15 protein-coding genes and 1 pseudogene are annotated in these 16,352 nt (G+C 50.9%); 13 read left to right on the forward strand and 3 right to left on the reverse strand.

All coding sequences use genetic code 11. The annotated features are described in order from the left end of the window. Positions 1-28: 28 nt before the first annotated feature. The 8 genes and pseudogenes from DW743_RS09105 (at position 29) to DW743_RS09145 (ending at position 10,419) form a co-directional block, all read left to right on the forward strand. The gene (locus tag DW743_RS09105; protein ID WP_050636987.1) at positions 29-298 is read left to right on the forward strand and encodes a DUF4315 family protein; all 270 of its coding nucleotides are present in this window, start codon (positions 29-31) and stop codon (positions 296-298) included. After that, a complete protein-coding gene (locus DW743_RS09110; RefSeq protein WP_050636986.1) occupies positions 288-1,016 on the forward strand; it encodes a DUF4366 domain-containing protein in 729 nt (242 codons plus the stop codon). Before DW743_RS09105 ends, DW743_RS09110 begins: the two co-directional genes overlap by 11 nt. Beyond that, positions 1,013-1,195 (forward strand): hypothetical protein, encoded by a 183-nt coding sequence (locus tag DW743_RS09115; RefSeq protein WP_082189952.1) that lies wholly within the window; start codon positions 1,013-1,015, stop codon positions 1,193-1,195. Before DW743_RS09110 ends, DW743_RS09115 begins: the two co-directional genes overlap by 4 nt. Positions 1,196-1,210: 15 nt before the next feature. Next, a complete protein-coding gene (locus DW743_RS09120; protein WP_050636985.1) occupies positions 1,211-3,304 on the forward strand; it encodes a DNA topoisomerase 3 in 2,094 nt (697 codons plus the stop codon). Between the two features lie 179 nt (positions 3,305-3,483). Beyond that, positions 3,484-8,883 (forward strand): annotated as a pseudogene (locus DW743_RS18930) (YodL domain-containing protein); the annotation flags it as partial. A gap of 2 nt (positions 8,884-8,885) precedes the next feature. Next, positions 8,886-9,839 (forward strand): hypothetical protein, encoded by a 954-nt coding sequence (locus DW743_RS09135; protein WP_117761542.1) that lies wholly within the window; start codon positions 8,886-8,888, stop codon positions 9,837-9,839. 2 nt (positions 9,840-9,841) lie between these two features. After that, a complete protein-coding gene (locus DW743_RS09140; protein ID WP_082189950.1) occupies positions 9,842-10,057 on the forward strand; it encodes a transposon-transfer assisting family protein in 216 nt (71 codons plus the stop codon). Then, positions 10,054-10,419, forward strand: coding sequence for a cysteine-rich VLP domain-containing protein (locus DW743_RS09145; RefSeq protein WP_082189949.1), 366 nt, complete (start codon positions 10,054-10,056; stop codon positions 10,417-10,419). The genes DW743_RS09140 and DW743_RS09145 overlap by 4 nt, the downstream gene beginning before the upstream one ends. 182 nt (positions 10,420-10,601) lie before the next feature. Here DW743_RS09145 and DW743_RS09150 read toward each other — a convergent pair whose 3' ends face one another. The 3 genes from DW743_RS09150 to DW743_RS09160 form a co-directional block, all read right to left on the reverse strand. Continuing rightward, positions 10,602-11,954, reverse strand: coding sequence for a relaxase/mobilization nuclease domain-containing protein (locus DW743_RS09150; protein WP_050636982.1), 1,353 nt, complete (start codon positions 11,952-11,954; stop codon positions 10,602-10,604). Next, entirely contained in the window at positions 11,915-12,244 is a 330-nt protein-coding gene (locus tag DW743_RS09155; protein WP_002569185.1) for a plasmid mobilization protein, read from the reverse strand. The genes DW743_RS09150 and DW743_RS09155 overlap by 40 nt, the downstream gene beginning before the upstream one ends. A gap of 268 nt (positions 12,245-12,512) precedes the next feature. Then, on the reverse strand, positions 12,513-12,866 hold the full coding sequence (locus DW743_RS09160) for a helix-turn-helix transcriptional regulator (protein WP_009447119.1): 354 nt from the start codon (positions 12,864-12,866) through the stop codon (positions 12,513-12,515). 381 nt (positions 12,867-13,247) lie between these two features. Between DW743_RS09160 and DW743_RS09165 the strand changes: the two genes are divergently transcribed. The 5 genes from DW743_RS09165 (at position 13,248) to DW743_RS09200 (ending at position 16,312) form a co-directional block, all read left to right on the forward strand. Further along, complete coding sequence (locus tag DW743_RS09165; RefSeq protein ID WP_002588768.1) at positions 13,248-13,427, forward strand: cysteine-rich KTR domain-containing protein; 180 nt, start codon at positions 13,248-13,250, stop codon at positions 13,425-13,427. Between the two features lie 23 nt (positions 13,428-13,450). After that, positions 13,451-14,440 (forward strand): 23S rRNA (adenine(2503)-C(2))-methyltransferase RlmN, encoded by a 990-nt coding sequence (gene rlmN, locus DW743_RS09170; RefSeq protein WP_002569187.1) that lies wholly within the window; start codon positions 13,451-13,453, stop codon positions 14,438-14,440. 536 nt (positions 14,441-14,976) lie between these two features. Continuing rightward, positions 14,977-15,417 carry a sigma-70 family RNA polymerase sigma factor gene (locus DW743_RS09180; RefSeq protein ID WP_050636981.1) on the forward strand — a complete coding sequence of 147 codons (441 nt, stop codon included), beginning with the start codon at positions 14,977-14,979 and terminating at the stop codon, positions 15,415-15,417. Beyond that, positions 15,398-15,658, forward strand: a complete 261-nt coding sequence (locus tag DW743_RS09185; RefSeq protein WP_016289899.1) for a helix-turn-helix domain-containing protein — start codon at positions 15,398-15,400, stop codon at positions 15,656-15,658. Before DW743_RS09180 ends, DW743_RS09185 begins: the two co-directional genes overlap by 20 nt. A gap of 450 nt (positions 15,659-16,108) precedes the next feature. After that, positions 16,109-16,312, forward strand: coding sequence for an excisionase (locus DW743_RS09200; RefSeq protein WP_016284327.1), 204 nt, complete (start codon positions 16,109-16,111; stop codon positions 16,310-16,312). Positions 16,313-16,352: the final 40 nt, after the last annotated feature.

Raw genomic sequence — 16,352 nt, forward strand, 5'->3', positions numbered from 1 at the left:
TTTTTGACTATGAAAGGAGTTTTACATTATGGCAGCAAACAAGATTGACCGTATCAACCGGGAGATTGAAAAGACCCGCGAGAAGATCACCGAGTATCAGAACAAACTGAAAGGGCTGGAAGCACAGAAAACCGAAGCGGAGAATTTGCAGATCGTCCAGCTTGTGCGCTCCATGCGGCTTTCCCCCGCAGAGCTTACTTCCATGCTGTCCGGGGGCGCAATCCCCGGCATGACCCCCGCGCCCGTTTTAAGCGGCGCAGACATCGACGATAAGGAGGAAAACGAAGATGAAGAATAAGAATAAGAATAAGAAGATTTTTAATGCCCTGCTGACCTTATGCGCCGCCCTTGTCCTTATGGGCGGCTTTTCCGTTACCGCTTACGCGCAGACCCCGGAGGGACAGGACGACGCGACCGACGACAGCGGCGTTGTCTACGAGGAACCCGAAAAGGAAGAACCCCTCACCCCGGACGGGAACGCTACCCTTGTGGACGATTTTGGCGGCAACAAGCAGCTTATCACCGTGACGACCAAAAACGGCAATTACTTTTATATCCTCATTGACCGGGACGACAAGGGCGAGAACACCGTGCATTTCCTCAATCAAGTGGACGAAGCCGACCTTATGGCACTCATGGAGGACGGGAACACCGCCACGGAGCCGCCCACAGTCTGCAACTGTACGGAGAAATGCGAAGCCGGGAAAGTAAATGTAAGCTGCCCCGTCTGCAAGGACAACATGACCGCTTGCAGCGGCAAGGAAGCGGAGCCGGAAACGGAGGAACCCGCAGAGCAGCCGGAAAAGAAAAACAACACGGGCGGGCTTTTGGTATTCCTCATTGTGGCACTTCTTGGCGGCGGGGGCGCAGCCTACTACTTTAAGGTTATGAAGCCGAAGCAGGACGTAAAAGGCGGCACAGACCTTGACGATTTCGATTTTGACGATTACGACGAGGACGAGCCGGAACCCGACGAAACCGGGGACGGCGGGGGAACGGAGGACGAGGAAGCATGACCCTGTTCACCGACAACCCCTTAGAAAGAATGATGATACAGAAACCGGGTGACGGGCGGCGTGGAAAATCGCCGCCCGCTTCCATTCCCCCGCGCTGCAAGGGCTGTCCCTACAACCGGGAGCCGCCCTGCGTGGGGTACTGTATCAAGAAGCTGACAGAGAAAAACATGGGAAAATGAAAGGAGGATTTTTAAGTGCAGTTAGTGATTGCAGAAAAGCCCAGCGTCGCGGCAAGTATCGCCGCCGCGCTTGGGGTAAAAGAGAAAAAAGACGGATATATCGAGGGCGGGGGCTACCTCATTTCTTGGTGTGTCGGTCATTTGGTGGAGCTTGCGGAAGCTGCCGCCTACGGGGAGCAGTATAAAAAGTGGAGCTATGAGAGCTTACCCATTCTGCCGGAGGAATGGCAGTACAACGTCGCCGCCGACAAGGGGAAGCAGTTTTCAATCTTAAAGGAGCTTATGCACCGCGCCGACGTTTCCGAGGTAGTCAATGCTTGCGACGCTGGGCGCGAGGGCGAGCTGATCTTCCGCTTTGTCTATGAAGTGACGGGCTGCAACAAGCCCATGCGCCGCTTGTGGATTTCCTCAATGGAGGATAAGGCGATCAAGGCGGGCTTTGCCGACCTCAAAGACGGGCGGGACTATGACGCGCTCTATGCTTCCGCATTATGCCGCGCAAAAGCCGACTGGATCATTGGTATCAATGCGACGCGCCTTTTCTCCTGCCTGTATGACAAGACCTTGAACGTGGGGCGGGTGCAGACCCCCACACTGAAAATGCTGGTTGACCGGGGCGAAGCGATCTCCCATTTCAAGAAAGAAAAATACTACCATGTGCGCCTTGACCTGTCCGGCGCGGAAGCCGCCAGCGAAAGGATTTCGGATAAATCGAGAGCCGACGCACTGAAAGCAGCTTGTGAAGCAGGAACGGCGGTTTGTGTTTCCCTCACAAAAGAGAAAAAGACCGCCGCCCCGCCGAAACTCTTTGACCTCACTTCCTTACAGCGGGAAGCCAATAAAATCTATGGCTACACGGCGAAGCAGACCCTTGACCTTGCGCAGACCTTGTATGAAAAGCGGCTGCTTACCTACCCCCGGACAGACAGCGCATTTCTGACCGACGACATGGGGGACACGGCGGCAAAGACCGTTGCCATGTTATCCGGCAAGCTCCCCTTTATGGAGGGCGCAGAGTTTACCCCGGAGGTTTCCCGGACACTTGACAGCAGCAAAGTATCAGATCACCACGCCATTATCCCTACTATGGAGCTTGCAAAGACCGACCTTGCCGCGCTGCCGGAAAGTGAAAGGAATATCCTCACCCTTGCCGGGGCGCGTCTTATTTTCGCTGCCGCCGAGCCGCATATTTTTGAAGCGGTCACGGCGGTTTTCTCATGCGCAGATACAGAATTTACGGCGCGGGGAAAGACGGTGCTTGCGGGCGGCTGGAAAGACCTTGAACGCCGCTACCGTGCAACGCTGAAAGGCAAGCCCGACCCGGAGGACGCAGACAGTGACGGGGAAAACACCCTGCCGGAGCTTTCCGAGGGACAGAGCTTTGAAAGTCCCACGGCAAAGGTGACGGAGCATTTCACAACGCCGCCAAAGCCCCACAACGAAGCAACCCTTTTGTCGGCAATGGAACGCGCCGGGAACGAGGACACCGACCCGGACGCAGAACGCCGGGGGCTTGGCACTCCCGCCACCCGCGCCGCCGTTATTGAAAAGCTGGTGAAGTCTGGCTTTGCAGAGCGCAAGGGAAAGCAGCTTATCCCCACACAGAACGGAGCCGCCCTTGTGTCGGTGCTGCCGGATATGCTCACTTCCCCGCAGCTTACCGCCGAATGGGAAAACAATCTGACGCAGATCGCAAAGGGAGCCGCCGACGCCGGGGACTTCATGCAGCGCATTGAAGCTATGGCGCGGGAGCTGGTAAAGGAGAACGCCACCGCCGACAAGGACAAGGTAGCTTTCACGGGCGGGGAAGAAAAGCCCTCTATCGGGAAATGCCCCCGGTGCGGTTCTCCCGTCCATGAGGGCAGGAAGAATTTCTACTGTTCTAACCGGGATTGTGCTTTTACCATGTGGAAAAATGACCGTTTCTTTGAAGAAAGGAAAGTCACCTTTACCCCGAAGATTGCCGCCGCCCTCTTAAAATCCGGCAAGATAAATGTCAAGGGCTTGTATTCCCCGAAAACAGGCAAAACCTACGACGGAACCGTTGTTTTAGCCGATACGGGCGGGAAGTACGTCAACTACAAGATAGAGATACCGAAGAAAAAATAAGTTTCGTAGCAAGCATAGGAAAAGAGTACCCTTTTCCGTAAATCCCCTTTCGACGCTGACGCGCCGGACGGGGATTTTGCTTGTTGGGAAGTGTCCCAAACCCTCTTGAAAAAATTAAAATCTTGGCAGAAAGCGCGGGTGCTGCAAGGCAGACCGGGCAACAATAAAAAAAGCAGCTTCCGCAATGCTGCCATAAAAGAAAGGAGCAAATGCAAATGAGCGAAACATTTTCAATCTTAATCGACAGCCGCAGCCGCTTTGAAACCGGGCAACCGGGCGGCGAATGGCTATCCATGCCGACCACCACGGAGCAGCTTCACGCCGCCATGAAAAGCGTCGGCATTACAGCGGAGAACCCGCAGGATTTTTTCATTAACGGATTTTCCAACACCGAGCAATACCCCTTTGACGTGCCGCTTTCCGTGATACAGGAAAGCACCATTGACGAGCTGAATTATCTTGGAAAGCTCTTAGAAATGCAGGGCGACGAGGACAGGAACAAATTCACGGCGGCGGTAACGCTGGGGGAACACGCCGGGAGCGTGAAAGACCTTATCAACCTTGCACAAAATCTTGACTGCTACTGGATTTATCCCACCGTCCGAACCGAAGCCGACTATGGCTATTACCTTATTGACGAGCTGGACGAATTGGAGCTGCCCGAAGAAGCAAAGAAATATTTCAAGTACGAGGAATACGGGCGGGACGCGGTACTGAAAGACCGGGGACAGTTTACCGATCAAGGCTATATCTACAACAACGGCAACACCTTTTCACAGTGGTACAATGGGCGGGAAAATGACATACCGAAAGAATACAAGGTAATGAGCTTCCCGGAGCCGGAACACCCCACCCCGGATAAACTGGAAAAGGACGAAGCCGCGCCGGAGCAGGAGGAACCCCAGCCGGGGACACAGCAGGAACCGCCGCCCCAGCCGCGCCCGGTCAACCCGATTATCCTCACCGCCGACAAGCCCGCTGAAAAGATCAAGGAGATCACAGACCGCTTAGAGCAGGGTATCACGGATTTATTTGACAGTGAACGCTACAAGGAATATCTGCAAGTCATGTCAAAGTTCCATAATTACAGCTTCAACAATACGCTGCTGATTGCCATGCAGAAGCCCGACGCTTCCCTTATCGCTGGATTTAACGCATGGAAAAATAACTTTGGACGGAACGTAATGCGCGGGGAAAAAGGTATCCGTATCCTTGCCCCGTCGCCGTACAAAATCCGGCAGGAGGTAGAGAAAAAAGACCCGCAGACGGGAAAGACGGTGACAGACAGCAACGGGAAGCCCGTCATGGAAACAAAAGAAATCCAAATCCCCGCCTATAAAGTCGTCGCCGTTTTTGACGTATCGCAGACCGAGGGGCGGGAGCTTCCCGCCATTGGCGCAAACGAGCTGACCGGGGACGTGGAACAGTACGAGGATTTTTTCGCCGCGCTGGAAAAGACCTCTCCCGTGCCTATGGGCTTTGAGAAGATCGAGGGGACAGCCCACGGCTACTACCACTTGGAGGAAAAGCGCATTGCCATTGACGAGGGCATGAGCGAGCTTCAGAACCTAAAGACCGCTATCCATGAGATCGCCCACGCGAAGTTGCACGACATTGACCTTAACGCCCCGCAGGAGGAACAGGGGGACAGACCCGACCGCCGCACCCGTGAAGTTCAGGCGGAAAGTATCGCCTATACCGTATGCCAGCACTACGGGCTTGACACTTCCGACTATTCCTTTGGGTACGTCGCCGGGTGGAGCAGCGGGCGGGAGCTTGCGGAGCTGAAAACGTCCCTTGAAACAATCCGTGCCACCGCCGCCGAGATCATCAACAGCATTGACGGGCATTTTGCAGAGCTGCAAAAAGAACGGGAAGCTGCGAAAGCACAGGAAGCAGAAAAAGAGCCGACACCCGACCTTGCGGCAGAGCCGACCGTTACAATCGAATGGAGCGAAAGCCCCCAGCTACGGGAGGGCGAAACAATCCCCCTATCCCGCGCCAATACCCTTATCGCAGGGCTGGACGAAGCGAATCTTGCAAGCCCCGGTTACGATAAAGTGGCGTTCCGCATTGATTATGTGATGAACGGTATAGCCGACCACTACGAGGGGCGGCAGGACTTGGGCGACGGGGACGGTTCCCTTGTGGAGCATATCGAGCAGCACCACACCTATTATCTGAACGATAAAGAATGGGAAAACTACCTTTTGCACAACGAGGGCAAGGAAGCACTGGAAGCCGACAAGGAACACCGGGCAATGCTGCTGAATGAATTTATCCCCTATCTCAAACTGCACTGTAATTTATCCGAAATGGAGCGTATCTCTACGGAAGCCCTGCAAGCCGGGGAGAGCCTTACCTCTACGGAAACCGCCTACCATACCGCCATGCAAGCCTATGTTGCCGAGTGCAGGGGGCTTGTCAATCAAGGCGAATACAACTTGCCGCCTGTTCCCCAGCTTAGAGATTTTGACGTGGAGCTTGCCGCCTACAAGGAACACGTCAAGGAGGAAATCGCACAGGAAGCAGCCGCCGCAGGAATGACCGTGGAGGAATACGCTGCCAACGGGTACGAACCTTACGCCGCCCCGGAGCCGGAAGCAGCACAGACCACAGAGCCGCAGGAGCCGAAAAGCCCTGTTTCTGAAAAAACAGACACGCCGGAACAGGCAGGACAGACCGCCGACAAACCCCTTACAGATTTACAGAAAAAAGCGGTTGAGATCGCCAAACAGTACGAAAATCTCCCCTTGCAGGATAAGATCGGGATTGTCGCACAGGCTTTCGGCAGTACGTCGGGCAAAATAGAAACTTCCCCCTGTACCGGGAAATGGCGCGGTACAAGCGACATATCTATCAAGTTTGACAATGGCGCGTCCCTGTTTATCGGCAACCACAGGACACCGCAAGCGAAAACCGTAAAAGTGCAGACTGAATGTGTCAATGCCGCGCTGGTACGGTACAACCCGGAGATCATAGCCGCAACAAAGGAAGCCGCCATTTCCGCACTTAGGAAGCGGGAAACAAAAGACAATGAGATTGCCGGACAGAAAGGCTTGAAGCCCTACACCCTGCTCAATGTGGAATTTAACGACGGTACGGACGAGAAAAGCGGCGGTCACATGGGCTGGTATTATGTGACGCTTGCCGTTGACGGTAAAATCTGTTCCCACATAGAAACGGGGCTGAATTATGCCATATCAGACGGAAAAGTGAGCGAGAACCCCACAAGGGAAGATTATTTTACAGCGGGGGCATTGAAAGAAACTGATGTTGATTATGTTTTTAACAACGTAGGCTTTTCCTCAACCTCTGACCTGTATTCGCTGTCAATTAGCAAAGAAGTCCGGGAGCGTGCGGAAAAGACGCTTGCACAGCGGAAAGAAGTGCAGACGGAGAAAGCCGCCGACCCGCAGAGCCATACAGCAGAACAGCCGGAGCAGACGGAAACAAAGGTTACATACTACCCGATCAATGAGAACGCAGCCCGCCGCGCAAAGGAAGCAATCAGTTTTTCCGATTACAAGCCCGGAAGCGCAACGGCAGAATACCGCCACTATGTAGACGAAGCCGCCGAGCTTGCTGCAAGGCAGAAAAAGCGCGTTGACCCCTCTTTCCATGAAAGGATTGACGGGCTGCTTGACGCTTACGCCCGGAAGCTGGCGGCGAACATGAATAAGGGCTATGAGATCACCGCCCGCGTCCCGTCCATTATGATTGCCGGGGGAAGCAACTTCCCTGTCCGCAAAAAGGAGAAGCAGAACGCCGCCGCAGATAAGAACATGGAGGAATACCGGGAGATACAGGGTTTGCTTGACAAAATCCGCAGTACCGGCATGGGCGGTATCAGTGCCGACGACCCGAACGCCGTTTCTAAGCTGGAAAGCAAACTTGCAAAGCTGGAAGCCTTGCAGGAAACCATGAAAGCGGTCAACGCTTACTACCGCAAGCATAAGACCCTTGACGGCTGCCCCCATTTATCCCCGGAGCAGATTGAAAAAATGAAAGCGTCCATGTCCGGGAGCTGGCGGGGGAACCCGAAACCCTTTGAAAGCTATGAATTATCCAACAACAACGCGGAAATCCACAGGCTGAAAGACCGCATTACCGCCCTTACCCGCAGGAAAGAGCTTGGATATGTGGGCTGGGAGTTTGACGGGGGACGTGTGGAAGCCAATACAGCGGATAACCGCTTGCAGATTTTCTTTGATGAAAAGCCGGACAAGGAAATCCGGGAGGAATTAAAAGGGAACGGCTTCCGTTATGCGCCCAGCGCGGAAGCATGGCAGCGGCAGCTAAACGACAATGCGATCTACGCCGCCGACCGTATCAAGTGCATACAGCCCCTTAACGGGGAAAGCCCCACCGAGTTACAGAAACGGGCAAGGCGGGAAGCCGCCGCACAGAAAGAAGCCGTCCCGGAGCAGCCGCAGGAGGAAACACAGGGCGCGGAGCCGGGGAACGCCGTCACGCCGGAAACCTTTTACAAGGTGCGGCAGAACCCGTACAGTGACAGCCCGGAAAACAGCTACATTTTGCAGGAGTATGTCGCGCAGGATAACGGCATGGCAAAGCTGGGGGATATTCTCTACACGGGAACCCCGGAAAAGTGCCGGGAGCTTTTGGGGAAGCTGGAAACCGGGGAACTGACACAGGGCGACGTAAAAGAGCTTTATGCAAAGGCACAGGAAGCACAGCCCGCCGCCGAGCCGGGACAGGGAACGCCGGAGCCGACCGCCACCGGGAAAGAGCCGGACAAAGACACCTTTTCCATTTACCAGTTAAAGGACGGGGACGGTATGCGGGACTATCATTTTGAGCCTTACGACCGTCTGCAGGCGGCTGGGCTTTCCGTGGAAGCGGCAAATTATAATCTGATCTACACCGCCGAGCTTACGCCGAGGACTTCCCTTGAAGATATTTATACCCGTTTCAATATCGACCACCCCAAAGATTTTAAGGGACACAGCCTTTCCGTATCGGATATAGTGGTGCTTCATCACAACGGGGAGGACACCGCGCATTACGTTGACAGTTTCGGCTATAAGGAAGTGCCGGAGTTTTTACAGGAGCAGACACCGCAGCTTACCCCCGACACCCGCATGACCGGGGAGCAGATCAGAACGCCACGGGGGAGCTTTTCTGTAACCGATATGACCGCCGAACAAATGAGGGAAGCCGGGTATGGACTTCACCATACGTCGGAGGACGGAAAATATCTCATTATGGGGAACGGGACACAGGCGTTTGCAGTTGCCGCCGAGCAGCCGGAAAAGGCAGACACCCTAAAGCACGTCGAGGACGCTATCGAGCAGAACGACAACCATTTTGACGGTATCATCAACAATACCCCTACCGCTGACGAGCTGGAAGCAAAGGCAAGAAACGGCGAACAGATCTCCCTTGCCGAGTATGCCGCCGCGCTGAAAGCGGAAAAGGAACAGGGAAAGGAAACGAAACCGGGGAAAAAGACCGAAAAGAAGCCCTCTATTCGGGCGCAGCTCAAAGCCGACAAGGAACGGGCAGCGCAGAGGAAACAGGCAAGAAGCAAGTCGCAGGACTTGGAAAGGAGCTGATTATGGGGAAATTGAATAAATTTGAGAATGTGGACGTGTTCGCTTCCCTTGAAGCCATTATGAAGCAGAACACGGGATTTTATCAGAGTGATTTTGACATTGACAAAAAGATCATTGCGGAAAAGGCGGCAAGCCAAAACCCCGCTGACAAAACGCTCTTGTGGCTTTCCCGCCCGTCCGGGACATACTGCTTTCGGGAGCGTGACGTTTTCATCAGCGACACCGCCCCGCATAATACATGGCGTTTCTACAAGGAGCAGACCCGCGACCCTATCCTTGCTTACGCCGTGGAGCTGACCGGGGTACAGGACGGGAAGATCACGGGCAATCTCTATGAGCTGGACTATGAAAAACACTATGAGCGCGTCAAAGACAATACTGTTGACGCTGGGACGGTGACGCTTGTTTATGAGCATGGGACGAGGGAGCAGCCAGCCGAGCAACATTTTAATGGCTATCCCGACCCCCAGCTTGGGAAGTTTGAATATTTTGAAGTACAGCCGAAAGACCCGGAAGCCCTGCAATCCCTGTTACGGGAAGAAAAGCACAGCCGGGATAAGCTGACACCGGGGGACTTAAAGGAACATATCGCCGCATTGCATGAGGGTATGATCGAGCATGAAGCGCGGCGCATTGTGGCAGACATGAAAAAGCTGTCTGCCCCCAACAGCCCGGATAAATCTCATTTCATGGTGGAGCTGTCCCCGTCCTTTGAACGGCTTGCGTCCACAAAGGACACGGAACGCCTTTTCTCCATGCTGCCCTATAAGACCCTTGCTTTCTCACAGATCAAGAACAGCTACGGTACATACGCACTGATCGGTAAGGACGAGAACCGGGACAAGGAGGTAAGGAAGCCCCGCCCCTCTGTCCGGGCGCAGCTTGCACAGGATAAAAAGAGAACCGTCCCGAAAAAGGCGGCGGCAAAAAAGAAAGATCACGGATTGGAGGTATGAGCATGAACAAATATAACAATTTCACGGTTGAGGAAACCAACCTTTTGAGTATCTACATGACAGGCAGCAAGGAGGGGCTTGTAGTGGCTATGAACGCCGCGCTGCCCTTTATGGAGGGGGAAATGCGGGACTTTGCCGCCCGTACCCTTGCCAAAGTGGGGCGCATGACCGAAGCGGAGTTTGCGGGGCTTGCCCTTTACCCCGCCGACGAGGTATGAGCGACATTAAGCGGCTTACGCCGCCCCAAAGCCGGAAAGTCAATACCCTTGTGCGCCGGACGTGCTGTAACTGCGATAATGGGAACTGTATCTTGCTTGACGACGGGGACGAGTGCGTATGCCCGCAGCTCATTTCCTATTCCCTGCTCTGTAAATGGTTCCGCATTGCGGTACTGCCCGCAGATAAGGAGCTGTACGCCGAGCTTTGCCATACGGAGGATATGAGGCGGTGTAGCGTGTGCGGTGCGCCCTTTGTTTCCAGCTCTAACCGGGCTGTCTACTGCCCGGACTGCCGGAAGCGTATCACCCGCAGACAGACCGCCGAGCGAATGAGGAAAATGCGGGCGAATGTGACGCGATAGGGGCGAAATAAGCCTTGATTTATGCGGCTTTCCGGGCGGGAAAATAAGGCAGCAAGGGATTTATACCTTTACCCCCGAAAATGGCGTTCTATTGCGTAACAATCCAATCTCTGCACCCATGAGAAAACCGGGGCGCGGTGGCTATCTGACAGCTACCGCGTCCCGGCTATTTTTTTGTGTCCTTATCCGCGCTCTGTCTGCCTTTCCCGCTCCGGCTGCTTCTCTGTCTGTAAAATACTGTCTATGTTCCGTTTGATAACATCATATTCCTGCACCTGTTTTTTCAGCTTGCCATAATCGGCATAAAGGCTTTCTTTCTGTCCTTGCAGCTTTTCATATTCCGCTTGGAGGACGGGGACGCTGGGGAGCTTGCCGCCGATCTGCGCCGCCTTTAGTGCCTTTGCCGCCGCTTCATGGAGGATAATACCCCGTTCATGCTCTGCCCGGTACTTCTCTTTGTTCCGGGCTTTGCGGTAGGCTTCATAGAGGGGCTTTGTCTTTTGGTAGGTAGTGACATTCTTAATGAGCAATGCCATATCTGATAGACGCTTTTCCACTTCCTTTAGGCTGTCCCCTGCCTGTTCGCTTGCCGTGGTGATTTCCTCTATCCGGGTGAGCAGATCGGCGTACTGCTCAATCTTATTTTCCGTAAGGAAATTCATAGTCTTTGCCGCCTGTTTCAGATTGTGGATTTTCGCCCACTGTTCATAGCCTCGGCTTTGTTGTGCTTTGATACTGTGCTCAATATCAATGAGAAGATTAACGCCCTTGCGCTCTGCCTTTGGAGCTTTGGCGGCACGGGTACGCTTGCCCGCTATCCGTTCTTTTATGGCTTCCTCCGTATAGTCCGTGCCGAGGGTTTTCAGACGGGTAAACCGTTCCTGCCCCGGTGCGCGGCATGAGATATATTTTCCGGGCTTGATCTCATATCCTGCCGCCTGTAACCGCTGCAATAGTTCCTCAAAGCTGGAAACTTGGGGAATGAGCGCGTCCACGGCGATCTTTAGCTTGCCTTTCCAGCTTGTCCCCGTTTTCTCCGCTTGATATTCTGCATAGCTCTTTCCCTTGCTGCCCTTGCCGGGGACGACCACGGAAAGCCCATTGTCCCGGCACAGCTTGTCGCTCATGTTCCGTATACCGTAATAGCTCCTTTTGTTGGAATTGTATTTGTGGTGGTCTACGAAGTTCACCGCGCAGAAAATAATGTGGTTATGGATATGCCCCTTGTCAATGTGCGTCGTCACAACATACTCATGTTGCCCCTTTGTTACCGCGTCGGCAAGCTGCTTTCCGATTTCATGGGCTTTCTGATAATCCACTTCCCCCGGCTCAAAGGACTGTATCAGATGAAAGGCTAAATTGTTCCCCTTTTGGAGTGCTTGGGACAATGTATATTCAAACTCAATATCTGCCGTTTCATAGGAGCAGCCGAAAGAGGACACAAGCATTTTTCCGTCCGTCTTGTCCGGGTTTTCGATATAGTCAAGGGCTTTGCTTAGAGTGCTTTTAATAGGCTTAATCTTTGTAACCGCCATATCTCCGCAAGCACCCCCTTTATTTCCTCTATGTCCTCTTGGTATGCGTTCCCCGTCGCGTTTACGCGGCGTGCTATCTGGTTGACGTTGACACCGATTTTTTGTATCTCTGCGGTCATAGCCTTTATGTCGGCGTGGTCTATCTGAATGATATATCCGTCAATGGCAATCTTCCGCAGATACGCCGCCATGTTCCGGGTGGGTACGAGCTTCATTTTTTCCAGTATTAAATCCCGTTCCGCTTCCGTCACTCTGAATTTGATTTGTACCGTCCTTTTGCGTCCGTCCATGTATTCGCTCCTTTCCTTTCCGTTCCGAGGGTTTGGGACACTTCCCAACAAGCAATTTTCAACCGACGCGCCGCAGCGCGGGAGGGGGAAAATACGGAAGTGGGTACCCGCTTCCTATGCTTGCTACGAATGTTTTTATCCTTTAGGCTCTTATCCCCTACTACGGAGAAAAAGCGATTTTGCCAAACTTCCGCAAAAGAAAAACGCTGCAATCTCAAAAAAGATTACAACGCTCTCTAAATCCTGTTCAGTTTTAAGCCGGACATTCCTATTCGCCCTCTTTTTCGACTTCGGAAATCTCTTTTGCCGTTGCGGTCACAATCCGTATGCCTGTATCGCTCATACCGTCAAGGAGCGCGTCAAGCTGCCGCCGCTTTGTGTCCTTTGCAGCGGGCGTGTCTAACAGGAATTGGTCTACGGATATATGGTAACGCTGTATCAGCTCAAAGAATATCTGTAAACTTGGGTGCTGCCCCTTGTTCTCAATGTTCGCAAGGTAGCGCGGCGAGATAAACATTTCGTCGCCTACTTTCTTGCGGCTTTCCTTGCGTCCTTCACGCGCTGCCTTTATCGCTGCCCCAAAAGCCTTGAAGTCGTATTTTGGTACTGGTCTTTTTGCCATAGTTATTCACCCTCTTACATTTTACTGTTCCCCTTTCTTCTTGGATATGTCTACATAGTTCTATCAGTTAGCCAAAATAATTCATATATATATGTTGACAACAAGCTGCTTTTGTATATAATATTATATAAAAGGGGGGAATGTTTATGTTACATAGCATGCGTATTCGATAAGCATTGAAATCAAAAAAGATTTTTCCCATTTTCAATATGGGCTTTTTTGTCATGCTTATTTTGCGTATGCTATACAACAAAACTAACGACGTATAGACATAGTATAAAAACTATGCCTTAATTTTGTTGTAGTATTATATGTATAAATGCAGGTCAATGCTCATGTTGAGAATTGACCTGCATTTTTTTGCGCAAAAGGAGAAATATTATGCTTGAAAAATATTGGATAAAATGTCCAATTTGTAACGGAAAGACGAGGGTTCAAGTATTTTATAATACGGTATTAAGAAATTTTCCTCTTTTCTGCCCTAAATGTAAATTAACGCATATCGTTGATGTTGAAAAACTAGAAATCATAATCAAAAACTCTGAAAAACAAACTTTTTAATTTTGAAAAGGAAGGATATTTAAATGAAACACTTACCTAAAAGTACACCTACGGAAATATTGAATGACCCATACGGATTTACTTACAAAGAAATGTCGGAAGTAATTGGAGAGGATAAAGCAAGAGCCTTATATACGGAATTGTATAAACAGCCATTTCACAAAGAAAATCTATCAATATCAACAAAAAAAGTCTATAAAAGTAGCGATACTGAAAAGTATGTTTATGAATTGAAAGATAACAGGTATATTGAAACGGTTTTTATTAAACGGCGAGATGGTGGGACTGTTTGCGTAAGTACGCAAGTTGGTTGTTCTGTTGGCTGTATTTTTTGTGAGTCCGGACGCAATGGTTTTGTTCGTAATCTAACACCGTCTGAAATTGTGCAGCAGGTTGTATTGATACGTCAAAAAGTAAATCGTATCGTTTTTATGGGAATGGGAGAACCTTTATTCAATTACGACAACTTGATTGCAGCAATCCATATTCTTCGAGATAGAAATGGACTTAACTTTCCAACCGACGGCATTACCGTATCAACAGTTGGTCCAGTTAATCAATTAAAAAAATTGCGCGAAGAACATCTAAAAATTCAGTTGACAATATCTTTACATGCAGCAACACAGGCTGCGAGAAACTGTATCATTCCTCATATGCACATGTACGCTATTGAAGATGTTGTTAAGCAAGCATTGTCCTATTCTCAAAGGCATAATCGAAAAGTGGTATTTGCGTATTTGCTTTTACCAGGTATAAATGACCGTTCCTCAGATATAAGGCAACTTGCAAAATGGTTTAAGGGCAAAAATGTTATGATTAACGTGCTGCAATACAACCCGACGAGTAATTCAAAAATTAGAGCACCACAAAAACAAGAAATGGTTGCGTTCAAACATCAATTAGAGCAAACAGGACTTGAAGTTACCATGAGAGTTTCTCATGGTAGAGAGATTAAAGCAGCTTGTGGACAGTTAGCTAATACATATAATAAAGCCAAAAAACAACAGAAATAATTTAATTAAAAGAGCCAGACGCACAGACGCAGAGCCGATAATATGCAGTTTGAAATACTGCTGTTATCGGCTCTTTTTTGATTTTAATTTGTGCCCCTAATAACCATATTGGAGCAAAATCAGAACTGTTGCTTGTCGTTCTTTGATTTCCGCAGCAGCTTTGAAAAATCAAAGCCGCCGTTTCTTTTTATCTTCTAATGAAATGACGCGGTATCACTGTTAAAAGCGGCGGCTAAAGGAGGTAGCCGCCATGAAGCACATACCCTATCGACAAAATCCGACGGTCATTGACATATCAAAAAAAGCCCGACCACCGCCGGGAACCTCTCTACCCTTGACTATGAACTGTCTAATCATCTAAATACTGCTTACAATACCTATACGCCTGTCCGGGCTTTTCGGACAGGCGTATTTTGCTGCTCAAAAAATTTTTTGAAAAAATTTCAAAAAATCTTCGGCGTTTTTCAAAAACGCCGTATTGCCCCGCGAAAAGGGGGAAGCACCACCAACTTTCCAACGAGAAAGGAGGTGAGAATGTGGAACCTAATAGCAGGGAGTTTTACAAACAATGTGCTTTTCAGAAGTTTTGTAATACGGTGCTGCACAATGAAGCGTGTGACGCTCACAGGGAGCTGCACAGGCATAAGGCAAGGGAAGTCACCTTTTCCGATTTGCCCTTAGACGAAGCGCGGCAGCTTCATACCTTTGATGAATATTTCAAACGGGAAACCGCCGAAACCGTCTTTGAGAAAGCCGGGAAGAAAATCACGCCGAAGCTGCTTCTTGAAGCAATCCGTACTTTGCCGGAAGAAAAGCGCAAAGCCGTACTCCTGTACTATTTCGAGGGAATGAACGACACCGAGATTGCGAAGTTGTTCAATACATCGAGAAGCACGATACAGTACAGGCGGACAAGCTCTTTTGAGAAATTAAGAAAATATCTGGAGGAAAATGCTGATGAATGGGACGAATGGTAACGAACCCGGCTACCCGGAAAATGCCCTTGTTCCCTATCCTGTCATTGTGGCAGCGACAAAGGGTGACCCGGACGCCATGAAGATTGTCTTGCAGCATTTTAGCGGCTACATAGCCCGCCTCTCCATGCGGAAGCTGTACGACGAGCGCGGGAACGTCTATTTCGGCGTAGACCACGACATTCGGGAACGGCTGCAAGCAAAACTGATGATGGCTGTCCTCACCTTTAGGACAGAGGAATAACCGCAACGGCGGCGGGACGCTTTCTCTCACCCCCTTTTCCGTTCCGCTGTTGACGCGGGTAGCACAGCCATTTTGAACCTTGAAAAAGAAAGCGGCGCAAGATAACGGCGGCGCAGCATAGGGCAAATCGGATACGTTCCTTTTGCGTCGAGCCATACGGCGGGTGCGCCATGACGCTATCCGGGCGAGGTTATCACCGCCCGGACAGCCGAGCGACCAACACCGCGCCGGAAAGCAAGTGTAGCGGTTTGCGGGCAACGACACGCAGAATATACAATGATACTTCCTTACAGCCACAGTCCGAGCGTTAAGAGCGTCGCAGGCAATGGGTAGGGCTGCATGAGAACCATGCCGGGGTGAAATTCCCATGAGGTTATGCTAATAACCGTCCGATCACAGCCCCTTTTCACTATTAACCTTTTACCCATTTTTGAAAGGGGGATTTATAGAATGAACAATGCTGATGTGCCTATTTGGGAAAAGTACACGCTTACGATTGAGGAAGCGTCAAAATATTTCCGCATTGGAGAGAACAAACTGCGGAAACTTGCGGAGGAAAACCCTACGGCGGGCTGGGTGATCTTGAACGGGAATCGTATTCAGATCAAGAGGAAACAGTTTGAAAAAATCATCGACACACTGGACGCAATTTAGCGAAAAAGATAGTGAAAAAGAGCCTTGAATGTGCTATAAT

This window comes from Blautia sp. AM28-27 (assembly GCF_003480905.1).
Classification (GTDB): Bacteria; Bacillota; Clostridia; order Lachnospirales; family Lachnospiraceae; genus Fusicatenibacter; species Fusicatenibacter saccharivorans.

Coding starts and splice junctions, on each gene's coding strand:
- DW743_RS09105 (WP_050636987.1), top strand. CDS start 29: ATGGCAGCAAACAAGATTGACCGTATCAACCGGGAGATTGAAAAGACC.
- DW743_RS09110 (WP_050636986.1), top strand. CDS start 288: ATGAAGAATAAGAATAAGAATAAGAAGATTTTTAATGCCCTGCTGACC.
- DW743_RS09115 (WP_082189952.1), top strand. CDS start 1,013: ATGACCCTGTTCACCGACAACCCCTTAGAAAGAATGATGATACAGAAA.
- DW743_RS09135 (WP_117761542.1), top strand. CDS start 8,886: ATGGGGAAATTGAATAAATTTGAGAATGTGGACGTGTTCGCTTCCCTT.
- DW743_RS09140 (WP_082189950.1), top strand. CDS start 9,842: ATGAACAAATATAACAATTTCACGGTTGAGGAAACCAACCTTTTGAGT.
- DW743_RS09145 (WP_082189949.1), top strand. CDS start 10,054: ATGAGCGACATTAAGCGGCTTACGCCGCCCCAAAGCCGGAAAGTCAAT.
- DW743_RS09150 (WP_050636982.1), bottom strand. CDS start 11,954: ATGGCGGTTACAAAGATTAAGCCTATTAAAAGCACTCTAAGCAAAGCC.
- DW743_RS09155 (WP_002569185.1), bottom strand. CDS start 12,244: ATGGACGGACGCAAAAGGACGGTACAAATCAAATTCAGAGTGACGGAA.
- DW743_RS09160 (WP_009447119.1), bottom strand. CDS start 12,866: ATGGCAAAAAGACCAGTACCAAAATACGACTTCAAGGCTTTTGGGGCA.
- DW743_RS09165 (WP_002588768.1), top strand. CDS start 13,248: ATGCTTGAAAAATATTGGATAAAATGTCCAATTTGTAACGGAAAGACG.
- rlmN (WP_002569187.1), top strand. CDS start 13,451: ATGAAACACTTACCTAAAAGTACACCTACGGAAATATTGAATGACCCA.
- DW743_RS09185 (WP_016289899.1), top strand. CDS start 15,398: ATGAATGGGACGAATGGTAACGAACCCGGCTACCCGGAAAATGCCCTT.
- DW743_RS09200 (WP_016284327.1), top strand. CDS start 16,109: ATGAACAATGCTGATGTGCCTATTTGGGAAAAGTACACGCTTACGATT.